The sequence below is a fragment of the Vreelandella andesensis genome, assembly GCF_003989795.1.
Lineage (GTDB): Bacteria > Pseudomonadota > Gammaproteobacteria > Pseudomonadales > Halomonadaceae > Vreelandella > Vreelandella andesensis.
Genome location: NZ_RZHG01000013.1, coordinates 1 through 24,183 on the forward strand (window position 1 = coordinate 1; position 24,183 = coordinate 24,183).

Genomic DNA, 24,183 nt, shown 5'->3' on the forward strand with positions numbered 1-24,183 from the left:
GATTAGCCGCGGCGTTTAACGCCTGGCAGTACACACAACATTTCGTACAGCAAGGTGGCACCGATCAGCGCCGTATTGCCGCTCGTGTCATAGGGGGGCGATACTTCTACCAAATCGGCGCCAACAATCGTTAGCCCTGCCGCACCACGCACAATTTCTAATGCCTGTGGAGACGTCAGCCCGCCCATTTCTACCGTGCCCGTACCGGGGGCAAGCGATGGATCTAAGGCGTCGATGTCAAAACTGATGTACACCGGGGTATCGCCCATTTGTTCGCGCACTTCTTTCATTAAGGGGGCAAGCGAGCGATACCAGCACTCTTCGGCGGGAACAACACGAAACCCTTGATCACGGCACCAGTCAAAATCCTCGGCGGCATAACCCGTGCCACGAAGACCGATCTGCACCACTTTGCCGTGGGCTAACAGGCCTTCTTCCTGGGCGCGGCGAAACGGCGTGCCATGGGCGATCGGCTCACCGAACATGTGATCGTTCACATCGGCATGGGCATCAATATGGATTAAGCCAACCGGGCCATGTTTTTTCGCGATAGCACGCAATACAGGAAGCGTTAGCGTGTGCTCACCACCTAATGTTAATGGCACACAGTTATGCGCCAGCACCTCATCGTAAAAGGCGGTAATAATGTCGACGCTTTTAGGCAGGTGAAAGGTATTGATCGGCACATCGCCAATATCCGCGACTTGTAGGCTGTCAAAAGGCGCGGCGCGGGTGGCCATGTTATAAGGGCGCAGCATGCGTGATTCATCACGAATTTGGCGGGGGCCAAGCCGTGTACCAGGACGGTTAGACGTGCCAATATCCATTGGAATACCGATAAACGCAGCATCTAAGCCTGCGGCACTTTCCTGGGTGGGTAAACGCATCATGGTGGCGGGCCCACCAAAGCGCGGCATGCTATTACCGCCTAACGGCTGGTTAAGTTCAGACATACAGTTCTCCTTGGAATTGTTCACACTGCATTGCGTACTGATAACAAACACTTGCACAGAACATGCCAAGTTTCTGAATGTGGTGATGGTAGGGTTTACAGTCACCAATAATGCAAAAATGAATCAAAAACACATGAAATTAAGTCAAAAATGAATTATTAATGCAAAAATGAATTATTTATTATTCAAGAGGCAATCGCCGTGAGTGAGATCGATCAGTGCGTACTGAAAACCATTGTTGAAACCGCTAACGATCATTTTTTTATTGTCAGCGGCGAAGGCCAGGTACTTGATATTAGCCCCGGCGCTGAAGCTGTTTATGGCGCGCCTCGAGAAGAGCTGCTAGGCAGTAGCGTCTACCAACTTCAGCAAGCAGGCATATTGAAGCCCTCTATTACCCTAGAAGTGATGCGCACCCGACAGCCAGCGCAACTCATGCAGGTAACCGGCACCGGACGTCGTGTGATTGCTGAAGCCTATCCCGTCTTTGTTAATGGAAAACTCGAACGTGTGATTAGCCGTTCCAGAGACCTAACCGATTTACAGTTACTACAAGACGAATATGCACTGCTCCAGAAGCGCTTTAGTGAGCACTTAAAGCGCAGCCAAGCAGCTCCCGATGCCGAGGAACTAGCGCTGGACGATGCGTTGGATGACCTGCAAGCGAGAAGCCACGTCATGCGCGAAGTCGCCCTACTGCTCAAACGCGTCGCACCTTCGGACGCCAATGTATTGATGCTAGGCGAGTCAGGCGTGGGGAAAACCGCGTTTGCCAAACAGCTGCACCGCTGGAGCAGGCGCCATAACCACCCCTTTATTGAGGTGAACTGTGCGGCTATCCCTGAAAATTTATTTGAGTCTGAGATGTTTGGCTATCAACCAGGTGCCTTCAGCGGCGCGGCTCGTCAAGGAAAAGCAGGGTTATTAGAGCAGGCAGAAGGCGGCACGCTGTTTCTCGATGAAATCGGTGAGCTGCCTCTTTTAATGCAAACGAAACTGCTAAAAGTCATTCAGGACGGCAGCCTTACTCGGCTAGGCGACACGCGCCCCCGCAAAGTGGACTTTCGCTTAGTCGTCGCCACGAACCAGAATTTAGCGAAGCAAGTAGAAGCGGGATTATTTCGTTTGGATCTTTACTACCGCCTTAACGTCATACCGGTCACGCTTCCTCCGCTGCGCGACCGCCGAGAAGATATTCCTGATCTTGTGGAAGCCTGTTTGGCGCGTCTTAACCAACGCTATGGGCGGCAAAAAATCCTGGATAACCAGGTATGGTCAACGTTGATGGGCAGCGACTGGCCAGGCAACGTTCGCGAGCTTGAAAACTGGCTGGAAAGGGCTTGGCTGTCCAGTCCAACCGACCAAATCGAAACACCTGATACGCATCCTTATGAGGAGCCGCCTTCCACGAACGTAGCGAATACCTCAACGCCCGCCTCGACAGTCGCTTTAGCACCAAATGAATCCCTCAAGCACTACCTCGCGAGGCTAGAGCGCGAAGCACTAGAAGAATTAAGCAAAACGCTTCCCAGCACGTATGCTATCGCTGAGCGGCTAGGTATCAGCCAATCCAGCGTGGTGCGCAGGCTGCAGCGCTATGGCATTAAAGTCGCTAAGTAAATTTTACGCTTGACACCGCTAGCGTAATCAACCATCCATATAAGTGTCACACAATGGCAACACCTGCAATACAAGCTGAACCAATAACAACCAACAGCTGACGATGTGTGTGCTATGTCAAACCAATCGCGTATCCGTTTGGATCGCGTCTCAAAATGCTGGGGCGCGACGACCGCTGTCGATGACATCTCGTTTGATGTCACGCCTGGGCAATTCGTTATTTTGCTGGGACCATCTGGCTGTGGAAAATCTACCACGCTGCGTATGGTGGCAGGTTTGGAAGAGGCCAGCAGCGGGCAAATTTATATAGGTGAGCGCGACGTTACCCGCCTTCCCCCCGGCGACCGCGGGCTGAGCATGGTGTTTCAGTCCTATGCGCTGTTTCCGCACTTGAGCGTTGCCGACAATATCGTGTTTGGCCTACGCAGCCGCAACGTACCCAAGGCCGAGCAGCGCCAGCGATTAGCCCACGTCGCCGAACTGGTGGATCTAACCGATTACCTGCACCGCAAACCTGCCCAGCTTTCTGGCGGTCAGCGCCAGCGGGTGGCGCTAGCGCGCGCTGTTATCTCCGAGCACCCGATCTGCTTGATGGATGAGCCGCTTTCCAACCTAGATGCGCGGCTGCGTAGCGATATGCGCCGGGAAATTAAAGCGCTGCAAAGCCGCTTAAATATGACGGTGATTTACGTTACTCACGACCAGGTCGAGGCCATGAGCATGGGCGACCGCGTGATTTTGATGCAGCAGGGAAAAATTGTTCAAGACGGCACACCTGACGAGCTTTACAACCGCCCGGCCAGCGCCTTCGCCGCTAGCTTTATTGGCAGCCCGGCCATGAACCTACTGCCGCTGGAAGCAGGCGAAAAGGGGGCCGTTATCGTAGGTGAGCCGCACACATCGGTGGCGCCATTAGAAGCCGTCGGCGGACAGTTAGGCATCCGCCCCGAGGATATCGCGCTAAGCACCACGTCAACGACTGGCGTGCCCGCACTGGTGGTCAGCGATGAATACCTGGGTGCCGATACCATTGCTCACCTAGCGATAGGTGATCATACCCTGCGGGTTCGTCTCAGCGGCCGCCACAGGCTGGCTGGCCAGCAGTGTCGGATCGGCTGGACAGCCGAGGCTGCTCATTTATTTGGTGGGGACGGTCTGCGCCGTGATGACCTCACCGCTTACTCGCTACTACCTGCCGCTGCACTGTCAGCGGAAAGCGCTTCGCCCCACCCGCAGCTCCAACCCCAACGTTGAGGTATTTCCCATGCGTGCCCGTATCCCCTTTGCTCTTACTGCACTTACCGCTGGCCTGCTAAGTGCCGGTCAGGCCGCCGCCAACGACCCTACTGTACTCACCATGTACTACCCCGTCGCGGTGGGCGGTACGCTTACCGATGTGGTCGATGACTTGGTTGAAGAGTTTGAGAGCGAACACCCAGATATCGATGTAGAAGCGATCTATGCTGGCAATTATGATGACACCCGCGTACGCGCGATGTCGGCCATCGCAGCAGGCGATACGCCGCAACTGTCGGTGCTGTTTTCTATTGATCTTTACGAGTTAATTGAGCAAAACGCTATTGTCGCCTTCGACGATCTGGTCGAAACCGATGAAGAGCGTGAGTGGCTCGACAGCTTCTACCCAGGCCTGATGGAAAATGGCCAGTTGGATGGTAAAACTTACGGCATCCCCTTCCAGCGCTCAACCATTGTGCTGTTCTGGAACAAGGACGCTTTTGAAGCGGCAGGTCTTGACCCAGAAACGCCCCCTGAAAACTGGCAACAGATGGCCGACATGGCCGCTACCGTGCGCGAAGCCTCTAATGGCGAGCAGTGGGGTGTGATGGTGCCTTCTACCGGCTACCCCTATTGGATGTTTCAGGCGTTCGCCTTCCAAAATGGCCACCGCTTGATGAGTGACGATGGTACCGAGGTATATTTTAACGACCCTGCCGCCATTGAAGCGCTTGAATACTGGGTGTCGCTGGCCACAGAACATGAAGCCATGCCAAGCGGCACCATTGAGTGGGGCACCTTACGCCAGAACTTCCTCGAACAATCCACCGCGATGATGTGGCACACCACCGGCAACCTGACTGCCGTGCGAAGTGACGCAGCGTTCGACTTTGGCGTCGCCATGCTGCCAATGAGCACCCAGCGCGGCAGCCCTACCGGCGGCGGCAATTTCTACATTTTTGAAGATACGACGGAAGAAGAGCAGCGCGCGGCGATGACCTTTATTCGCTGGATGACCGCCCCTGAGCGCGCTGCCGCCTGGTCGATTGAAACCGGCTACATGGGTGTCAGCCCCGCTGCGTACGAAACCGACGCACTGCAACGCTATGTAGAAGAATTCCCACCGGCAGCCGTTGCCCGCGACCAGTTGGAACATGGTACGGCAGAACTTTCTACTTACCAGGGTGGCCGTATTCGTCGCGCACTGGATAACGCCGTTCAAGCGGCACTCACTGGCCAGCTTTCACCAGAAGAAGCGCTGAACCAAGCGCAGCAAGAAGCCGACAGCGTGCTGCGTCGCTACGCCCGCTAACGTACTTCATGGATCCGTTCGCCGGGGTTCGCCCCGGCGCTTTCAACGAGCGGTATGTAATTATGTCCTTCACCGACCACCGCAAAATGCAGCTTTATGGCGCACTGTTGCTGTTGCCCGCCGCCCTATTGCTTGCCACCTTCGCTTACTTGCCCACTATCGCCACTGTGGTCAACAGCTTATTTTTACCTGGGTTTCGGGGTGCGCCCACTCAATTTGTAGGGCTAGAAAACTATCAGGTATTGTTTTCAGACCCGACGTTTTGGAAGGTCGCCCGTAACAACCTACTCTATGCGCTCGGCACGATTCCTACGTCTCTAGCGTTGGCATTGGCAATGGCGCTGTTTGTGAATGGCAAATTGCGCGGGCGTGGCTTTGTGCGTATGGCGTATTTCACACCGACCATTTTGCCGATGATCGCTGCCGCTAATATCTGGATGTTCTTCTACGCGCCGCAAATCGGCCTGTTCAACAAGCTACTTGGCATACTCGGGTTTTCCGGGGTGAATTGGCTTGGCGATCCAAGCGTGGCGCTTGGCTCTGTGATTGTGATGTCGATATGGAAAGAAGCCGGTTTTTTTATGATTTTTTATCTGGCGGCGCTGCAGGGAATTCCGCCAGAATTGAAGGAGGCTTCTGACCTTGAAGGCACCAGCCGCTGGAGCTTCTTCTGGCGGGTAACGTTTCCGCTGCTGATGCCCACCACGCTATTTGTGCTGATCAATGCGCTGATTAATGCCGTACGGGTCGTCGACCATCTGTTTATTTTGACCAAGGGCGGCCCGAATAACGCCACTAACCTGCTGCTTTATTACGTCTACGAGAACGCATTCTCATTCTTCGACCGCACCATGGCAGCCACCATCACCGTGGTTATTTTGCTTGTGCTCGCGGTAGTGGCCACGCTGAAGTTCACTGTTCTCGACCGCAGGACACATTACCAATGAGTTCAACCTTGTCGCATTCAAAAACACACCCGCCCCGCGCGCGCTTTTTTTCAGTGCCATCGCTTGAAACCATTGCGGCTTGGTTGCTGGCGCTCATCTGGATTTTTCCGCTGCTGTACGCCTTTTGGGCGGCGTTTCACCCTAGCGAATTTATGGTGAGTTTTACGCTGTTTGCGCCATTAACGTTAGAGAACTTCGCTGACGCCTGGGGGCAAGCCCCTTTTGCTCGTTATTACCTAAACACCTTCATGCTGGTCACAACGGTGGTGCTTGCCCAGTTTATCGTGTGCACGTTGGCGGCGTTTGCCTTTGCGCGTTTTCCTATTCCCGGCAAAAATGTGCTGTTTATGCTGGTGTTAATTCAGCTCTTTGTATTTCCCGAAGTACTGATTGTTGAAAACTACCGAATCGCCAGCGAACTGGGTCTCATCAATACCATTACCGGTATTGGACTGCCCTATGTTGCCAGTGCCTTCGGCATTTTTTTGCTGCGCCAAACCTTTAAAACGATCCCCAGGGAACTCGAAGATGCAGCCCGCATTGAAGGCTGTAACTGGCTCGAAATTCTTTGGAAGGTTTACGTTCCTCTCGCCAAACCTACTTACCTCGCTTACGGTCTGGTCTCCATCAGCCACCATTGGAATAACTTTCTGTGGCCACTGGTGGTCACCAATTCAGTAGAAAGCCGCCCATTAACCGTCGGTTTGGGCGTTTTCTCTGCCCCAGAAACCGGCGTGAACTGGGCCACGGTTAGCGCCGCTACGCTGCTAAGTATCGCTCCACTACTCATCGCTTTTCTGCTCTTCCAGCGCCAATTCGTGCAGTCGTTTTTAAGGGCGGGGATTCGATAAGACCGCTACCTTACCGCCCGCCCATTGAGTTAGAGGTTAATCGATTTATCTACTATTTTTAGTAACAAAATATAACAATATTAGCGATTTTCGACTACTTACCCCGCTTTTTCACAAGGCGCTAATGCAGCTAGTCACGCAGCCACGCCACACTTGCGCCGCTTTGGCGACCATTCTTAACGCTTGAATTCATTCAATAGTGCGGCCCTTAGCCACATTTTTTGGCGGCGGCGTGGTGTAGCGTTAATGAGAAAACTGGACAACCTTCATAAAAGCCGCTGAAATCGTCTTATAATCTATAACTAGTAACGTTATTTAATACTAGGTAATCAGCATTAGTACTTTCCTACTGACTAGCGTCAACGGTTAACTTGGAGCAGAAGCGATAATGACAGCGCGTTGGAAATCCTTGCCATTACGGTTACGACTGTTTATCTCGTTTGGAACGGTATTGGCACTGGCTATGTTGCTAGCGCTTTATCTGCAGGCCCGCTCATATAGCCAGGAACGCTTAGAAAACTTACTAAACGAAGAATTGCCTAACCAAGTAGAAAGCCTTGCCACACGGCTAACCCTTCGACTGAGCCCAGCGCTAGCATTGTCAGAGAGCCTAGCCGACAGCTACTTCATTGAGCAGTGGGCGCGCGATGGGCTACCAGACACCGAGCAGCCAGATATCATGCGCTATTTGTCTCGCTTGATGGCACAACTCGATACCGAACTGTTGTTTATCGCTGCTCAATATCAAGGTCGCGGCTACTACTTTCAGTACCGAGATGGAGAATTTCTAGAGCGTACGCTGCAAGCGCCTGGCGGCGATGATGATTGGTACTATCAATTTACCGACAGCGATATGGCTTATGATCTAAACCTAGACAGCGATACATTTTCACCTGAAGAAGCGTTTGTCTTTTTAAATTTTCGTAGCCGTGAACAAGCACTCAATGGCCGCCCACTTATAGTCGCGGGTGCAGGGTTAGATCTTTCTCGATTGGCGCAGCTAATTGAAGACTTCCGATTAGGTGAAACAGGCCGCGCCGCGTTACTCAATGAGGAAGGTGAGCTGCTTATTCGCAGCGATGAGACATCACTTGCGGCACTTCAAAGCCAAAAGACGGGTGATTTGCTGCAAGGCGACCTTGAACTTCGTGTGCGCGAGATCCAACGCGATAACCAAACCCTTTTAGTCTCTACCCGCTGGTTACCCGAGTTGCAGCGCTATTTGATGATTGAAGTCTCAAAAGAGGAATATTTAAGCCCCATCAGAGAGCGCTTCTTTGCATCTACCGGCATCGGGTTGCTGATTCTCTTGGCTGGGCTAATAATTTTATACCCACTCACCGGCAGCTTGATTCGACCTTTAATTCGACTTCAGCGCCAACTCAAAGAGATTACCAACAACCTTGATCTGTCACGCCGCTTAGAAACAGATGACCAGGCCGAAATTGGCGATTTAGCGAATCAGACTAACGAACTATTAGCGCGGTTGTCTCGTACCATTATGGCGGTTTCCACAAACGCACTGGCTCTCACCCAAGTAGCAGATCGCCTTGCGCAAACGGCGGGGCTATCGGGTATTCAAGGCGGTGACATCCGCCATGAAGCAAACCAAACAATGGCCGCCGCTGTAGAAGAAATGGCGTCATCCGTCGCTGAAATCACCTCGACCATGGAAGAACTTTCAACCTCCTCCACACAAATCGCTGACCACTCGCAATCGGTGGTGGAGGTCGCTAATCAAACGCTGGAGCGCAGCCGTAAGGGCAGCACGGCGATGCAGATGCTTCAGTCAAAAATGCAGGATATCCGCAGCGATAGCGAACAGAGTTTGGCAGAAATCATGGCGCTGGGTGCTAAGTCTAAACAAATCAGCAAGGTCATGGAGCTGATTAACACGCTAGCTGCGCAAACCAAACTGATTGCTTTTAATGCAGCTCTAGAAGCATCAAGTGCGGGCGAGTCAGGCCGCCGTTTTTCCGTTGTCGCAAACGAAATACGTCGTTTAGCAGATAGCGTCACTGACTCAACCCAAGAGATAGAAGGCCACACCGAAGACATTCAAAACGCGATTAACCGTTTAGTTGTCGCCTCTGAAAAGGGAGCTTCTTCGATAGAAAAAGGCGTTGAAGTCAGTATTCATACCGCCCAAGACCTGGATGCACTACTCAAAGCGGCTAGCCAAACCAGTAGCGCAGCGCAACAGATATCACTATCAACCCAGCAGCAAAAAACAGCCAGTAATCAGGTAGTCATTGCGCTCCGGGATATCGATACAGCCAGTTCGCGTAATGCACAGTCAGTACGCAGTATTACCGAGATCAGCCAAGATATGATCAGCATGTCAGCAGCGTTAAATGCACTGGTGCAGGAATTTAAACTGGCTCAACAGGATACAAACCACCAACGCCCTTCGTGAGGATGCTGCGATGAGTGCAATTCGGGTAGTGATGGCGGACGACAGCCAACTAGCACGTGATGTGCTGCGCGACATCCTCACCCGCGATGGCGACATTGTGATTGTTGGTGAAGCCAGCAATGGGCGTGAAGCGGTGGAGCTTGCCCGTCGCTTATCGCCGCAACTGATCACAATGGATTTGAATATGCCGGTAATGGACGGTCTCAGCGCCATTGAAGAAATCATGCATACCAAAGGGGTTCCAATCCTAGTGGTAAGCGACCGTTCTGATGCAGAGACAGCCTACCGCGCACTCGATGTTGGCGCGCTAGAGGTGATGCAGAAACCGAATCTAGATGACGAAGATGCACAACGACTACTCGGGCGTGTTCGACTTCTTTCGGGGGTAGCGGTTATTACCCGCCTACGACGCCGATCAAGCCCCGCCATGCCGGTAGTGTCGGTAACCGCACCGCCTAACCATCACCCTACTGTGCCGAAAGCTTTCCAGCGCATCATCGCCATTGCTTGTTCAACCGGTGGGCCACAAGCGCTCGCCCATTTACTTAGCAAGCTGCCGGCCAACTTTCCTGCTCCCGTGGTAATTGCCCAACATATCAGCCATGGTTTCATTGAAGGTATGGCACACTGGCTGGCATCGCTCTGTGCGATGCCGGTGCGCGTTGCTCAACATGGAGAACCGCTCAGGCCGGGCTGTGTTTATCTTTCGCCATCGGAGAGTAACCTACATGTCACCCCATATCACCGCCTCCAGCTTCAGCAGAGTCCGGATAACTCGCTTTATCGCCCCAGTTGCGATGCGCTGTTAACCAGCGTTGCTGATGCTTACGGACCGGAAGCGATTGGGGTCATTTTAACCGGCATGGGGCGCGATGGTGTCAACGGCATGCGCGCTATTCACTTATCCGGCGGCAATACCTTTGCCCAAGACGAAGCCAGTTCTGTTATTTATGGCATGAACCAAGAAGCGGTTAGTGCCGGTGTTATCCAGCATGTTATTTCCCTTGATGAGCTACCTGGCAGACTCATTCGTGAGACCAATGGGCAACGGCAGGCTACCTGGACGAAACCGTTATGAGTTCGCTAACACCGTTCAAGGAGCTAGTCCATCGCCGCTGCGGTTTGCACTTAGAGGGGCTTGCTGAAGCCCGCCTAGTAAAAGCAATTGATGCACTTAAAGCAGAAACCAACGTTACCAACACACCGTCGCTCATTGCGCAACTAGAGCAAAACGACGCGATGTTTGATCGCTTTATTAGTCAGTTAACGGTGAACGAAACCTACTTTTATCGCGAACCTGAGGCACTCCATTGGTTAGCCGATGCACACCTTCCCCAGCGGCTGGCTGAAAAAGGTAAGCCATTGGCTATTTTTAGCGCCGGATGTTCTTCGGGTGAAGAGCCTTATAGTGTCGCTATCGCGCTGTTTGAGCGCTACGGTGAGCGTGCCAAACAACTGTTTCAAATTACCGGTGGCGACGTTGATCAGCAGGTACTGAGTAAAGCCCAAAACGGCATTTACACCGGTATGTCGTTTCGAGCCCTTAATCCCACGCTTAAACGCCGTTATTTTCACCCAGAAGGCCGACGCTTCAAAATAGATGACACGCTTCGCCATTGGGTAACTTTCCGCTCATTCAACCTATTACACCCAGACGCCAATAACATCGGTCCCTTTGACGTTATCTTGTTCCGCAATGTATCCATTTATTTCGACGAAACGACCCGTCGCGATATACAGCGCCACTTGAAACAACTGCTGGTACCACGCGGGGTTCTGGTGTGTGGTGTTACGGAAACATTGGGCAACGACTTAGGCGTTTTGGAACTGCAGCAGGCCCAGGGAGTGTTCTTCTTCCAGGAAAATACGCTTCCCAGCGCCCCACCTGCCGACGATGAACCACTGGCTGACGGCGATCAATGGCCAGCCCCACCCGCATTGTTAGGCACTCATCCACAACCGTCTGAAAACGAACCTGAGAACGAACCTGAGTCCAAGCCGATAGCCTCGTTTAACACTGCCTTGCAGCAGGCACATCAGCTGCTGAATCAGAACGCATTTTCAGAAGCAACCGCCCTACTTTCTAATCTGTTAACACAACAGCCTTGGAATGTGGATGCGCTGCTGCTGGCAGGCTTAGTCGCTCGTTGGCAGCAGAACTTTGCTGAGGCCTTCGACTACTTTAAACGAGCCATCTATATCGCCCCAGAATGCTGGCCAGCTCACTTTTTTCAAGCGGAACTCTTTCGGCTAGGCGAGCTTAGCAATGCCCCCGAACAACCACAGCGTGGTTATGCGGCAGTTATTCGCCTGCTGGATGCCTCAAAACAGGCCAATGGCGGATTGAGCGTTATTACACCACCTATTCCCCCGGGAGATGCCTACTTTCTGGCAACTCGCTACCTTAGTGCACAAGCAACGACACAGGGAGTGGGTTAATGGCACTGGATATTAAACGCTTTATTCAGCGCTTTGTTGAAGAAGCGTCAGACCACTTGCCACGGCTAAGAGAAGGTATCGAGGCGCTTGGGCAAGGCGATACCGATCAAGAACGTATCAATGCGCTATTTCGTGCTGCTCATACGCTGAAAGGCTCTTCACGTATGTTGAAGCTGGCGCCCATTACAGCGATCGCCCACAGCACGGAAGAACTGCTAAGCGCACTACGCGACGGGACGCAAACCGCCTCGCCTGATATCACGAGCCTTCTTAATCAAGCCACGGATGCGCTGTCTGATCTGGTTAGCCAACTTGCCCAGGGTGTTTCTCCAGCAGAGCTACCCGAGGCCGACCAGCAACTTTGCCAAGCCCTGGAAAACGCCGCTGCGGGAAAGCTGTCTCCCACTCTCTGTTCTCTTCCTCAAACGGCCGCCGCCGAGAACGATAAAACCGAGAACGATAACACCAAGAATGTAACTCCAGGCGCTGTAACAAAAAGCGCTGCAACAAAAAACGCAGCGCTTGCCGCTCAAGAGTTGCGTTTGACGGATACGGTTCGGGTGCGTCTTGACCGTCTGGATGACGTTATTCGCCTGATGGGAGAAGTACTATCGGGGCACCATCATTTACATTCACTGGTTGAGCAGGCACGGAATCTCGGCGCTTCGTTACCCAGCGATCAGCAGGCACCCTTTAATGCCTTTAGCCGCGAATTGAAGGACAGTGTGCTTTCCCACGACAGCCTAATGAGCGATCTTCATGACCGCGCCCTGCAGATGCGTATGTTGCCGCTTAGCGTGGTGTTTGATCCGCTATCCCAAATGGCTAGAGACCTTGCCCACTCGCTAGGCAAACAAGTTAATTGCCGTGTTCGCGGCAGTGAAATCGAGCTTGACCGGCAAATGATAGACCGTTTGTCAGACCCACTAATTCATCTACTGCGCAATGCGCTAGATCACGGCTTGGAAGCCCCCCAAGAACGTCAGGCGACAGGCAAACCTACCCGGGGCCAGCTATCGCTAGAGGCATGGCAAGACGGCCGTTGGGTAGTGATTGAAATGCACGATGACGGCGCAGGTATTTCCTTGGAAGCGGTACGCCAAAAGGCGCTCACTAAGCAGCTGCTTAGTGAAGAGCAGTTGCTTACCCTAACCGAGCAGGAAACCTTAGAACTTATTTTCTTGCCCGGCTTTTCAACCAAACCTCTGATTACCGATTTTTCAGGCCGAGGCGTGGGGATGGATGTCGTCAAACAAACGGTCATTGACGAACTCAACGGTGATTTACGTCTAACCAGTCATCCTGGTAAAGGCACGTGCTTCACGCTGCGGCTACCTTTATCGCTGGCCATGATGCGCGTTTTATTGATCAACGTGGGCACTGTCACGTTAGGTGTAACAGCGCCCTACGTGTCAGAGCTTGTAGAGCATGCATCAACTGACTTTATCGATGCGGCTGGGCAAAAAACACTCATCCTGCGTAACGAATTTGTGCCGGTCGTTTCACTTGCGGCCTTATTGGGGCTCTCTTACGCGCCCAATGCGTCTAATAATTTACTATTACTTGTCGTACATCAACGACATCAAAAATTGGCGTTAATTATTGATGCGTTGGTGGATGAACGCGATATGGTGATTAAGCCGTTGCCCGCACATTTACGCCATTTGCCACTGGTGTCAGGCATGGTCACCTTGGGGCGCAATACGCTGGTCAGCCTATTGCATGTGCCGACGTTGTTGGACTATTCACGCCGCTACGCTCCTAGGGTGCTAGCTAACGTGGTTCAACCTTCCCAGGCGCATCGTATTCTTGTTGTCGATGACTCGCTGAACACCCGGGAAATTGAAAAGGATGTATTAGAAGCGTGGGGATATCAGGTCACACTGGCAGAAAATGGTCGGGATGGCCTTAATAAAGCACTGGCTGATTCGTTTGATGCAGTGCTTACCGATGTTGAAATGCCTGTTATGGATGGCTTCGCGCTGACCGCCAGTCTACGAGAAAATGAAACTTACCGTTATAAGCCTATTATCATTATTACCTCACGAGAAAAAGAAGCGGATCGCCGGCGCGGCATTGAAGTAGGCGCTGATGCCTATATTGTCAAAGGCAGTTTTGATCAAAATAATTTGGTGGACACGCTAAAGGCTCTACTCGGTTAAACACGCGCCATGACGGAGATTAATCATGCAAATACTGGTCGTAGATGACGACCCGTTAGCCTGTGAAATGACAGCAACGCTGCTAGAGTTCCAGGGCTATAAAACGGTCATGGCCAATGATGCCATGGAAGCCACGCAACAGTTAGATAGCCTAGACAGCATCGGGCTTATTGTCAGCGATATGCACATGCCGCTCATCAATGGGATAGAGTTACTAGAAATGTTGCGTGAACAAGACGTTACCCTGCCGTTTATCTTGCTCACTGGCGACTCTCCTGACTCAACCCTGATGCAAACACCAGGCTTAAATGCCTGCTTGCAAAAAAATGCAGAGTTAGCGTCCACGTTAAGCAATGCCGTGACTCAAGCGCTCAACGGATGAACATGTGCCAGTTACGTTACAGCGCATCGTTCGCCCACATGAACAGGTAGCCTGATGTCATCAACTGCCCCGACACTGCACGAAAAGCTGAACCAGCTGCGCCAACGCTTTATTGAACAGCTACCAGCGCGATTACAGAAAACCGCAACAAAGTGGCAACAAAGCCGCCTGTCAGCGGAGGCCGAGTCACGCTTAGCCCCCGACTTTCACCGTTTTTTCCATAGTTTGAAAGGTACCGGACGTTCGTTGGGCTTTGAACGAATCGCCATGTTGGCCGACCAAGGCGAAGAACTCCTTAAGGCAACGTCTGCTTCTGCCGACCCTGCTTCTGCCGACCCTGCTTCTGCTGACCCTGCCTTTATTGACCCTGCTTTTATTGACATAGACAGCCTGATCCCTCAGCTTTTTCAGCAGCTTAATGAAGAGATAGCGTATTTACAGTCCCAGAATGGCCAACAAGCTGTGTTGGCATCACTCAACAGCACCGAATTTTCGTCAGTAGCGCCAACAGCACGCAGCAAACGCCAGCGGCTTATATATCTGTGTGATGATGAGACCGACCAAGTCGGTCAGTTGCTACATCACCTGCGCTGTTTCGGGCATGAAGTGGTTCATTTTGAAGATACCGAGTCGTTTTTTAATGCGGTTATTACCCGCCGTCCCGATGCTGTCATTATGGATGTGCAGTTTCCCCAAGGTAATACCGCGGGTACTGAAACGCTGACCAGCCTGAATAGATTAACCGGTGAGCAACTGCCCTCTATTGTGCTGTCGTCCTACGGCGATTTTTATTCACGGCTGAGTGCCGTTCGAGCTGGCTGCAATGGGTACTTTACCAAGCCCATCAAACCCTTGGATTTGATGTTAGCCATTGATGAACTTACCACCCCCCTGAATGAAGAGCCGCTGCGCGTGTTGGTCGTTGATGATGAACCTGAGGCCGCGGCCTACCACTCGTTGATACTTGAAGAGGCAGGTATGATCGTTCAGCAGGTTAACCACCCTGCGGACGCGCTAAGCGCCTTAGATTGCTTTAGCCCTGATTTACTATTGATTGATGTGTACATGCCGGTCTGTTCTGGAGAAGAGCTGGCAACGATTATCCGCCAGCAATCCGCGCATATTGGCCTGCCCATCATTTATCTATCCAGCGAAACCGATAGCCAAAAGCAGCTCTCGGCCATGACGGCAGGTGTAGAAGCCTTTATTACCAAGCCGGTTACTCCTGATGAACTTGTTTCTGCGGTGCGGCTGCGCGCCGAGCGTTTGCATCTACTTCGCTCGCTGATGACCCAGGACAGCATGACGGGGCTTTATAACCATAGCACCACCACTGACCTTATCGGCAAAACACTCGCCCAGGCCTATCGCGACGGCAGCCAACATGCCATGGCCATGCTGGATATTGATCAATTTAAAGCGATTAACGATACCTACGGTCACCTAGCGGGTGATCAGGTCATTATCACGCTGGCACGGCTGCTAAAAACGCGCTTGCGCATCTCCGACATCATCGGACGCTATGGCGGCGAAGAGTTTGTGGTCTTACTAAAAGGGATCACTGAAAAGCGCGCAGCCGAGCTTATTGACGAACTGCGCCACGATTTCGAACGGGTAGATTTCCATGCCGGCGGAGAACGCTTTCGCTGCACCTTCAGTGCTGGCATTAGCAGCTTCCCCAGCCAACCTTCCACTGAAGCGTTGCGCTTAAGCGCGGATCAAGCCCTCTATCTAGCTAAACAGCAAGGTCGTAATCAAGTGGTGATCAATAACGATAACGGCGCAGAGTATAGTGAACCAGGGCAACACGGTGTGGAAAAACAATGACCGACACCCATCAACAGCGTGATGATCAGCCTATTTCACTAGAAGACGCATTGGCCCGCCAGGGTAACGATGACAGGATTATCGACGTAGAGGAGCCTTGCCAGCAATGGGTGCTATTTCGGCTGGCAGGGCAACGGTTCGCCTTGCCAGGAAAAGCAGTTAATGAGATTTTGAGCGGTGATCAACCTGTTTATTTCGTACCCGGTCTGCCCGCTTCTACGGAAGGTGTGATTCACTTACGCGGCAATATTGAATCGGTAGTTACCCTACACGCACTTCTCGACCTTCCCCCGGCTGAACAAACGGGCATGCTGCTAATAGTTAGCGCCGCAGGCATTCGCAGCGCCGTCCGTATCGATTATTTAGACGATGTTTGCGATATTCCAATCAGCGCACTAAAACCCGCACCCGACACCCTTTCCAGCCAGCTGATGCCTTATGTGGCTGCCCTATGGCAACCCGAAGTAACGCCGCAAGAGCGTAAGTGTGTCAAAGAAGAGACCAACGGCGGTTCTGTAGAACGTACTGCCATTGTTCTGCTGGATCCAGACGCTTTATTCAATGCGTATCAGCAAGGTTTAGGCTAAGCCATGGAAAGTGGCACGCCAGGGCCCGCCTCGGATTCCGCAACCCACGTTGCTTTAGTGCTGTTTAGTGCTGGCTATACGCTTGCCGCCATCGAAGCACGTCACGTTGCGGGATTAACGAAGTCGGCTCACCTATCGCGCTGCGCGAATGCGGAGTACCTGCTGCTTAACGCTCAATTATTGAATAAAGCACCGACTCACTGGCTCACGCTTCAAGATGCCCAAGGCGCTTGGCAGTTGGGTGTCTCTGGCGACGTCGCCTTAGCGCACATACCAATAACGGAACTGTTTCCCTTACCTTCTTTGATTGCCGCACGACACGTAAGCCCTGCTCTACGAGGCTTAACGTTGGCCAATCAAACAGTACGCCTATTATTTGATGGAGGAGCGCTTAGCCCAGACCTAACGCTGTAACCACAGGCACCGGACCAGCGCGCCTTTCTCTACCTGTTGATGCGGATCAATCACCGCTAACGCATCGGCACTAATACAAGATGAAAGCACCCCAGAGTTTTGGTCTTCAAACGCCTCAGCAATGATGCCCTCTTCGCTAAAGCGCAGCGCCACACGCATATAGTGTTGGCGCGGGCCTGTCTGGGTCGTGAAGTTAGCGGTGGCCGTCAACGCCGGTAAGGCATTCAACGCAGGGCAGCCAAGTAACGCACCCATCAACGGGCGTAAAAACAGCCAAGCGCCCACAAATCCAGAAACGGGGTTTCCCGGCAGGCCTACAAAGCGCGCTTCACTGCCGTCTTCACGTGGTAAGCGGCCCAGTGCTAACGGCTTCCCTGGGCGAATCGCCAGTTTCCACATATCTAATTGGCCTAATGACGCCAGCGCGGCCTTGACATGATCCTCTTCGCCCACGCTAACTCCACCAGTACTGACAACCACATCGGCTACCGATGCGGCTTGGGTTAATAGCATGGCCGTTTGAGCATAATCGTCAGGTACACTGACCAGCTGAACCACTTCAGCACCATAGTTTTCCAGCAGCCGCTTGAGCATTGGACGATTGGAGTTATAGAGCTGGCCTGGCTTTAACGGTGTGCCAGGGTCGATGATCTCATCACCGGTCGACAGTAGCGCTACCCGAGGCTGACGGCGCACGCTCACCTGAGTAATCCCTTGGCCAGCCAAATGCCCCAGCGCGGCAGCTTCCAAGCATTCACCAGCGGACAACAGCAATTCTCCACGGCTTACATCACGCCCTTGACGGCGCACATTGTCGCCAACCGGGAGCGCATCGGGAATCAGAGCCCGATCACCCTCCTGCGTTACCCGCTCCTGCATGACCACGCAGTCCGCCCCAGGAGGAATTTCACCGCCGGTAAAAATCCGCGCACAGCTGCCTTCCACCAGCGGCACAGCGGGGCTGCCCGCCGCGATACGCTGACTGATAGGCAGCCACTTGCCTGCGTCACTGGCACGCAGGACGTAACCATCCATCGCGCTATTATCAAATGGCGGAACATCTAACTGCGCCGTCACCGCTTCAGCCAGCACGCGGCCCGCGGCGGCTTCAAGGCTCACGCTTTCTGGCTCAAGTGCACGGACGTCTGACAGCAGCGCTTCAAGCGCGACTGAAATCGGCTGCAAATCAGCCATGCTGACCTCGGCCTGGGATGACCAGATTGGCGAAGTTGCAGGGTTTGTGGCGGCTATCCAACTGCTCGGCCAAAATACCGTCCCAGCCCATCCTGCAGGCGCCGGTTGATCCTGGCAGGCAGAATACGACAGTGGCGTTAGCGAAGCCCCCTAGCGCGCGGCTTTGAATAGTCGAACTACCAATCTCATTGCCGCTCAGCTGTCGAAAGCGCTCGCCGAAGCCTTCTATGCGCTTATCGAGCAGCACCGACACCGCCTCTGGCGTTGAATCACGACCGGTGAAACCGGTACCGCCCGTGGTGATCACGACCTGTACGTCTGTGTCGGCAATCCACTGGGCGATGACCGCCCGGATTTTGTAGACATCATCCGGCACGATGCGCTTTTCAGTCAGGATATGCCCCGCGTCGGTCAAACGCTCTACCAGCGTTTGGCCCGAGCGGTCTGTTTCCTCCGTGCGTGTATCAGAAACCGTAAGCACAGCGATATTGAGGGGTACCATTGACTCACTCATTAGCGTCATCCCTATTTGGCTGCTTTCTTTTTGGCATCGTGCGCTTCCCAAGCCGCCTTTTGCTCTGCCGTCGCAGGCGGCTGATAGAGTTCCTTCCATTGGCTATAAGGCATGCCGTAAACATACTCCCGGGCTTCTTCGTAGCTAAGAGCTTCATTGCGCGTTTCAGCGGCAGACACCAACCATTTCGATAAACAGTTGCGGCAAAAATCCGCCAAAATCATCAGGTCGATATTTTGCACCTCTTTATTGTCGTCTAAATGCTGTAACAAACGACGAAACGCGGCGGCTTCTAGCTCCGTACGCGTGGTTTGGTCTAATTCATTAAACGATGACATTAGCGATCCTTTCGTCAAGTAACGGTAGAGCAGCATAACAAAAGACACCGCCCGAGGGCGGTGTCGAGTGGCAGTTACACAAGCCGGCTAGCTAGGCTTGGTGGCGGAAGCTCCACCACTGTTGCTGCCGGTTTTTTGTGCCGCCATTTCCTCTTCACTCATGGCTTGATCTTTGACTTCTTCGTACCACAAGTTGTGGTGCTCTTTGGCCCAGGTTTCGTCTACGTAGCCAGTCGTCATGCCTTCTATCGACCCTTCCGTACCCAAGGTACCAATATAGATATGGCCGATGGACACAGCAGTTAGCCCTAAAGCCCCGATAGCGTGGATAATGTTCGCCCACTGCATGGTATCGCGGCCTTGACCGTAGTTGGGGAAGTCCAGCACGAAACCACTAGCGACAACTATTAACCCAACGCTGGCTAATAGCCAATACCAGGCTTTTTCACCGCCGTTGGCAAAACCGGCATCCACGTGCCCTTTACCTACCAGACCACCACCTTTTTTAAACCACACCCAGTCATGCTTCTTGGGAATGTTGTCTTTCAGCAGGCTGATTAACAGAACAACGAGTAGCACACCGAATATCGGGCCAAGGTAGTTATGCAGCACTTTAGACGCTGAGATCATCCACGCCCATACGGCATCGCCAAACAGCGTACGGAACACGAACTTACCAAACAGCAGGTTCAAGCCTGTTAACGCCAAGGTGATAAACAAGGTAGCGACGGTCCAGTGAAGCGAACGCATTAGCAGCGACCAGCGAAAGAGCTTGCGTCCTGTACGCGGTTCATCAAGACGTTTACGCCCAACGATAAAGTAGAACAGCGCAATCACCGCGATCATTCCACCAATCGCAATCAAACCAAACGGCGACACCCAACGGTTACGGAGTTGCCGCCAGGTTTCACCACTCGAATTGATGAGATTGTAGTTACTGTCAAAACGAGAATCGCGGAAATTGGCGTCTGTCTCACCACTACGCACCTGACGCCACTGGTCAGCACTAATACTGGGCGCCGCGGTGCGCATTTCACGATCAGGTTCAGCCTGGGCCACCGCCAACTGGGTGAAACCAAGGCTAAGCATCAGTACGAGCGCTACCACCAAAAAACGCCAAATGCCCAGGGCGAGCCCTTTACCTGAGCGCGGCACCCTGATGGGTGCCTGTGCAGTCAACAGGTTCATGACACGCCTCCTCACCCTTTACGGGCAGCATCGTAGGCTAGGTTATCGGCACTGGCCTGAGGGTTGTTGGACCAAGCACCATCTTTATGACCACGGTGCACTACGCGCTGACGGAAGATGTCGGCCACGTCTTGGGCATCACCAGCCAACAGCGCTTTGGTAGAGCACATTTCCGCACATAGCGGCAACTTGCCTTCCGCAATGCGGTTGGAGCCATACTTTTGGTACTCTTCTTCTTTGCTTTCTGCTGGGCCGCCTGCACAGAACGTGCACTTGTCCATTTTCCCGCGCTCGCCAAATGCATTTTGTTGCGGGAACTGAGGTGCGCCAAAGGGGCACGCATAAAGGCAGTAGCCGCAGCCAATGCACAGGTCTTTATCGTGCAACACGATACCGTCATCGGTTTTATAGAAGCAGTCAGTCGGGCATACCGCCATGCAGGGCGCATCGTCACAATGCATACACGCCACTGAAATCGACATTTCATCCGCTTCGCCATCATTGAGCGTGACCACTCGGCGGCGCTGGATACCCCACTCCACATCATTGGCATTCTTACAGGCGGTGACACAGCCGTTGCACTCGATGCAGCGCTCGGCGTCACACATAAATTTCATTTGAGCCATGGTGTTCTCCTCTCACCAGCGCGGGCGTCTACCCGCGCTGGGTTCTGTCAGGTCGGTCGAGTCGGCTTAAGCGCGCTCAATTCGGCAGATGGTGCACTTGGTTTCTTGCATGAGTGTCACCGGATCATAGCCATAGGTGGTGGCGGTGTTGGCCGCTTCGCCAATGACGTACGGGTCAGACCCGTCCGGATAACGATCCCGCAGGCTCTCGCCCTGGAACATGCCGCCAAAGTGGAACGGCATAAAGGCTACCTTGCGATCAACCCGAGGAGTGACCAATGCTTTCACTTTCACACGGCCACCTTCAGCACCCTCTACCCATACGTCGTCACCATCGCGTACGCCAATATCATTGGCATCTGCGGGGTTCATCTCGACAAACATTTCTTGTTGTAACTCGGCCAGCCACGACATGGAGCGTGTTTCTTCGCCCCCGCCTTCGTACTCAACCAGTCGGCCCGAGGTGAGAATAATCGGGTACTCGGCGCTGTTATCACGATCCTGGATGGTTTTGTACATCGTAGGCAGGCGCATAATTGAGTCAAAGTCGTCCCACGTGGGATAGCGCTCGACCAAATCGCGACGCGTGGTGTAAAGCGGCTCGCGGTGTTTTGGCACAGCATCGGGGAAGGTCCATACCACGGCGCGCGCTTTCGCGTTGCCATAAGGCGCGCATCCACGACCAATCGCCACCCGCTGGATACCGCCTGAGAGGTCGGTTTTCCAATTTTTACCTTCAGCAGCCATTTTTTCAACAGCGGTTAGGTCGTCCCACCAGCCAAGGTCTTTAAGCAGTTGGTCGGTAAACTCGGGATAACCGTCATCAATCTCGCCACCTACGGGCGCGGAGCCTTCAGCCAGCAAATTGACGCCGTCGCGCTCAATGCCAAACCGAGCGCGGAACCCCATACCGCCTTCCATGACCGGCACACTAGTGTCATAGAGATTGGGCGACCCTGGATGTTTAAACTCTGGCGTTCCCCAGCATGGCCATGGCAGGCCGTAGTAGTCACCATCGGCGGGGCCACCTTGAGCACGGAGGTTCTCAAAACTAAAGGTGTGCCAATTTTTTTGATGCTCTTTGAGACGCTCAGGGCTTTGGCCGGTATAGCCCACAGTCCACATACCACGATTGATTTCGCGCAGAATATCTTCAATTAGCGGCTCATTACCGTTCATCTCAAAGTTCTTAACGAACTCATTGCCAAAACCAAGCTTGTTGGCAAAGAGATACATAATTTCGTGATCAGGCTTTGATTCAAACAGCGGTTCAATGACCTTATCGCGCCACTGAAGCGAGCGGTTTGTCGCGGTTACACTGCCCGTGGTTTCAAACTGAGTCGCTGCTGGCAGTAAGTAAACGCCGTCAGAGCGATCATGCATAACCGCAGCAACCGTGGGATAAGGGTCAACAATGACCATCATCTCAAGCTTCTGCATGGCTTTTTGCATTTCCACGCCGCGGGTTTGCGAGTTGACCGCGTGCCCCCAGTAAAACATCGCCTTTAGCGCCGTGCGCTGGGAGATGTTTTCGTCTTCTTCCAGTACACCGTCTACCCAGCGAGAAACGGTAATACCGCTGGAGTACATTGGTTTGCCATCGTTATATTCGGTATCGTCAAAGCGACCTTTAAGCCACTCATAGTCGACATCCCATACCTGGGACCAATGCTGCCACGCGCCTTCCGCCAAGCCGTAATAGCCCGGCAGCGAATCACAACCAAGGCCGAGGTCGGTGGCACCCTGCACGTTATCGTGGCCACGCAAAATGTTGGCGCCACCACCAGATTTACCAATGTTGCCTAGCGCCAGCTCTAAAATGCAGTACGCCCGCGTATTGTTGTTGCCGGTAGTGTGCTGGGTACCGCCCATGCACCACACCACGCAGCCCGGACGATTGTCGGCAAGACGCTTAGCGACATCAAACATGTCGGCTTCCGGCACGCCAGTAATATCTTCTACGATACTCGGCGTGAACTGAGCAACCTCTGCCCGCACCTCATCCATGCCATAAACGCGCTGGCTGATATATTCACTGTCTTCCCAGCCGTTCTCGAAAATATGCCACAACAAGCCCCAAATATAGGCAACGTCTGAACCAGGGCGCAGACGCACATATTTATTGGCTTTCGCGGCGGTACGCGTAAAGCGCGGATCCGCAACGATGATTTCGCAGTTATTACGCTCTTTAGCAATGAGAATATGCTGCATTGCTACCGGGTGGGCTTCACTTGGGTTGGAACCGATAAACAGAATCGCCTTGCTGTTCTGCATATCATTGAGCGAGTTAGTCATCGCACCGTAACCCCAGGTGTTAGCAACACCTGCGACAGTGGTTGAGTGACAAATACGCGCTTGGTGATCCGTGTTATTGGTGCCCCACATAGAGGCCAGCTTGCGCATCAAGTACGCCTGCTCGTTATTGAACTTGGCTGAGCCAAGCCAATAAACACTGTCTGGGCCGTGGGCATCACGCAGTTCAAGCAGCTTATCGCCAATTTCATTAACCGCGTCGTCCCAGCTCAGCCGTTGCCATTCACCGGCCACTAGCTTCATCGGATATTTTAGGCGACGGGTGGAGTGACCGTGCTGGCGTAGTGAAGCCCCTTTGGCACAGTGAGCACCGCGGTTAATCGGGTGGTCAAAGGCAGGCTCTTGTTTTGTCCAAATACCCTCTTGAACTTCTGCATAAACGCCACAACCCACTGAACAGTGAGAACAAATAGTGCGTTTTGTTTCGACTGGCGAGTCGAGTACGGGGGTTTTATCTGCCGACTCGGCCCGCTGCATCATTGGCGCGCCCATAAAGCCTGCAGCTGCCACGCCACCGGTGGCGACGCCACTGCGCTTTAAAAATTGACGGCGGGAGATTCCAAGCCCTGAAGCGTTGGAGGTAGTAGTTTTGCGAGTTAGACGCATAGCAGTACTCCTGGCATTGTGCCGTCAGTCACGCAGCGACGCATAGTAAGCGCGAATATGGTCGGTTTCGTGGTAATTCGTTGTTTTTTTGGGCTCAACCGATGTGGTGTTATCAGCTTGAGCTAACGTGACGTGACCTACTGCGGCGGCCGCGCCAGCAGCAGCGGTACCGAGGCCAACGGTTTTCATAAACCGACGGCGATCAGGGTTGTGTGACTCTTGCATGGGTTTCTCCTCTATCATGCCTTTTTTCTTATG

At 53.1% G+C, this 24,183-nt stretch carries 21 protein-coding genes; 13 read left to right on the plus strand and 8 right to left on the minus strand.

The features are described 5' to 3' along the window. Positions 1-2: 2 nt before the first annotated feature. A complete protein-coding gene (gene speB / locus ELY33_RS06750; protein WP_126943425.1) occupies positions 3-953 on the minus strand; it encodes an agmatinase in 951 nt (316 codons plus the stop codon). A 201-nt stretch (positions 954-1,154) separates the two neighbouring features. On the opposite strand from speB, the gene ELY33_RS06755 reads away from it, so the two are divergent. From ELY33_RS06755 to ELY33_RS06815, 13 genes are all read left to right on the plus strand, one after another. After that, on the plus strand, positions 1,155-2,573 hold the full coding sequence (locus ELY33_RS06755) for a sigma-54 interaction domain-containing protein (RefSeq protein ID WP_126945819.1): 1,419 nt from the start codon (positions 1,155-1,157) through the stop codon (positions 2,571-2,573). A 114-nt stretch (positions 2,574-2,687) separates the two neighbouring features. Beyond that, on the plus strand, positions 2,688-3,827 hold the full coding sequence (locus ELY33_RS06760) for an ABC transporter ATP-binding protein (RefSeq protein WP_126945822.1): 1,140 nt from the start codon (positions 2,688-2,690) through the stop codon (positions 3,825-3,827). Positions 3,828-3,837: 10 nt separating this feature from the next. Continuing rightward, positions 3,838-5,121, plus strand: coding sequence for an ABC transporter substrate-binding protein (locus ELY33_RS06765; RefSeq protein WP_126946088.1), 1,284 nt, complete (start codon positions 3,838-3,840; stop codon positions 5,119-5,121). Between the two features lie 62 nt (positions 5,122-5,183). Beyond that, positions 5,184-6,068, plus strand: a complete 885-nt coding sequence (locus ELY33_RS06770) for a carbohydrate ABC transporter permease (RefSeq protein WP_126946091.1) — start codon at positions 5,184-5,186, stop codon at positions 6,066-6,068. After that, entirely contained in the window at positions 6,065-6,919 is an 855-nt protein-coding gene (locus ELY33_RS06775; protein ID WP_126945825.1) for a carbohydrate ABC transporter permease, read from the plus strand. Before ELY33_RS06770 ends, ELY33_RS06775 begins: the two co-directional genes overlap by 4 nt. Positions 6,920-7,307: 388 nt before the next feature. Beyond that, the gene (locus ELY33_RS06780) at positions 7,308-9,335 is read left to right on the plus strand and encodes a methyl-accepting chemotaxis protein (protein WP_126945828.1); all 2,028 of its coding nucleotides are present in this window, start codon (positions 7,308-7,310) and stop codon (positions 9,333-9,335) included. A 10-nt stretch (positions 9,336-9,345) separates the two neighbouring features. Next, positions 9,346-10,413 (plus strand): chemotaxis-specific protein-glutamate methyltransferase CheB, encoded by a 1,068-nt coding sequence (gene cheB, locus ELY33_RS06785; RefSeq protein ID WP_126945831.1) that lies wholly within the window; start codon positions 9,346-9,348, stop codon positions 10,411-10,413. Beyond that, a complete protein-coding gene (locus ELY33_RS06790; RefSeq protein WP_126945834.1) occupies positions 10,410-11,774 on the plus strand; it encodes a CheR family methyltransferase in 1,365 nt (454 codons plus the stop codon). The genes cheB and ELY33_RS06790 overlap by 4 nt, the downstream gene beginning before the upstream one ends. After that, positions 11,774-13,936, plus strand: coding sequence for a hybrid sensor histidine kinase/response regulator (locus tag ELY33_RS06795; protein ID WP_126945837.1), 2,163 nt, complete (start codon positions 11,774-11,776; stop codon positions 13,934-13,936). Before ELY33_RS06790 ends, ELY33_RS06795 begins: the two co-directional genes overlap by 1 nt. 25 nt (positions 13,937-13,961) lie before the next feature. Beyond that, entirely contained in the window at positions 13,962-14,318 is a 357-nt protein-coding gene (locus ELY33_RS06800; protein WP_126945840.1) for a response regulator, read from the plus strand. A 54-nt stretch (positions 14,319-14,372) separates the two neighbouring features. Beyond that, positions 14,373-16,145 (plus strand): diguanylate cyclase, encoded by a 1,773-nt coding sequence (locus ELY33_RS06805; RefSeq protein ID WP_126945843.1) that lies wholly within the window; start codon positions 14,373-14,375, stop codon positions 16,143-16,145. Continuing rightward, positions 16,142-16,732: a chemotaxis protein CheW gene (locus ELY33_RS06810; RefSeq protein ID WP_126945846.1), complete on the plus strand. Its 591-nt coding sequence runs from the start codon at positions 16,142-16,144 to the stop codon at positions 16,730-16,732. Before ELY33_RS06805 ends, ELY33_RS06810 begins: the two co-directional genes overlap by 4 nt. Positions 16,733-16,735: 3 nt before the next feature. Next, the gene (locus tag ELY33_RS06815) at positions 16,736-17,146 is read left to right on the plus strand and encodes a hypothetical protein (protein WP_126945849.1); all 411 of its coding nucleotides are present in this window, start codon (positions 16,736-16,738) and stop codon (positions 17,144-17,146) included. On the opposite strand, the gene ELY33_RS06820 is transcribed toward ELY33_RS06815, so the two are convergent. The 7 genes from ELY33_RS06820 to ELY33_RS06850 all read right to left on the minus strand — a co-directional run bounded on the left by ELY33_RS06820 (position 17,135) and on the right by ELY33_RS06850 (position 24,150). Then, positions 17,135-18,340, minus strand: coding sequence for a molybdopterin molybdotransferase MoeA (locus ELY33_RS06820; protein ID WP_126945852.1), 1,206 nt, complete (start codon positions 18,338-18,340; stop codon positions 17,135-17,137). The genes ELY33_RS06815 and ELY33_RS06820 overlap by 12 nt on opposite strands. Next, positions 18,333-18,854, minus strand: coding sequence for a molybdenum cofactor biosynthesis protein B (gene moaB, locus ELY33_RS06825; RefSeq protein WP_126945855.1), 522 nt, complete (start codon positions 18,852-18,854; stop codon positions 18,333-18,335). Before moaB ends, ELY33_RS06820 begins: the two co-directional genes overlap by 8 nt. A gap of 11 nt (positions 18,855-18,865) precedes the next feature. After that, positions 18,866-19,192, minus strand: a complete 327-nt coding sequence (locus ELY33_RS06830) for a DUF1244 domain-containing protein (RefSeq protein WP_126945858.1) — start codon at positions 19,190-19,192, stop codon at positions 18,866-18,868. Between the two features lie 87 nt (positions 19,193-19,279). Beyond that, positions 19,280-20,380, minus strand: coding sequence for a formate dehydrogenase subunit gamma (locus tag ELY33_RS06835; protein WP_126945861.1), 1,101 nt, complete (start codon positions 20,378-20,380; stop codon positions 19,280-19,282). 11 nt (positions 20,381-20,391) lie between these two features. Next, entirely contained in the window at positions 20,392-21,006 is a 615-nt protein-coding gene (fdh3B, locus tag ELY33_RS06840) for a formate dehydrogenase FDH3 subunit beta (protein WP_126945864.1), read from the minus strand. Positions 21,007-21,072: 66 nt separating this feature from the next. Next, positions 21,073-23,925: a molybdopterin-dependent oxidoreductase gene (locus ELY33_RS06845; protein ID WP_126945867.1), complete on the minus strand. Its 2,853-nt coding sequence runs from the start codon at positions 23,923-23,925 to the stop codon at positions 21,073-21,075. Positions 23,926-23,949: 24 nt separating this feature from the next. Further along, positions 23,950-24,150: a twin-arginine translocation signal domain-containing protein gene (locus ELY33_RS06850; protein WP_126945870.1), complete on the minus strand. Its 201-nt coding sequence runs from the start codon at positions 24,148-24,150 to the stop codon at positions 23,950-23,952. Positions 24,151-24,183 lie beyond the last annotated feature (33 nt).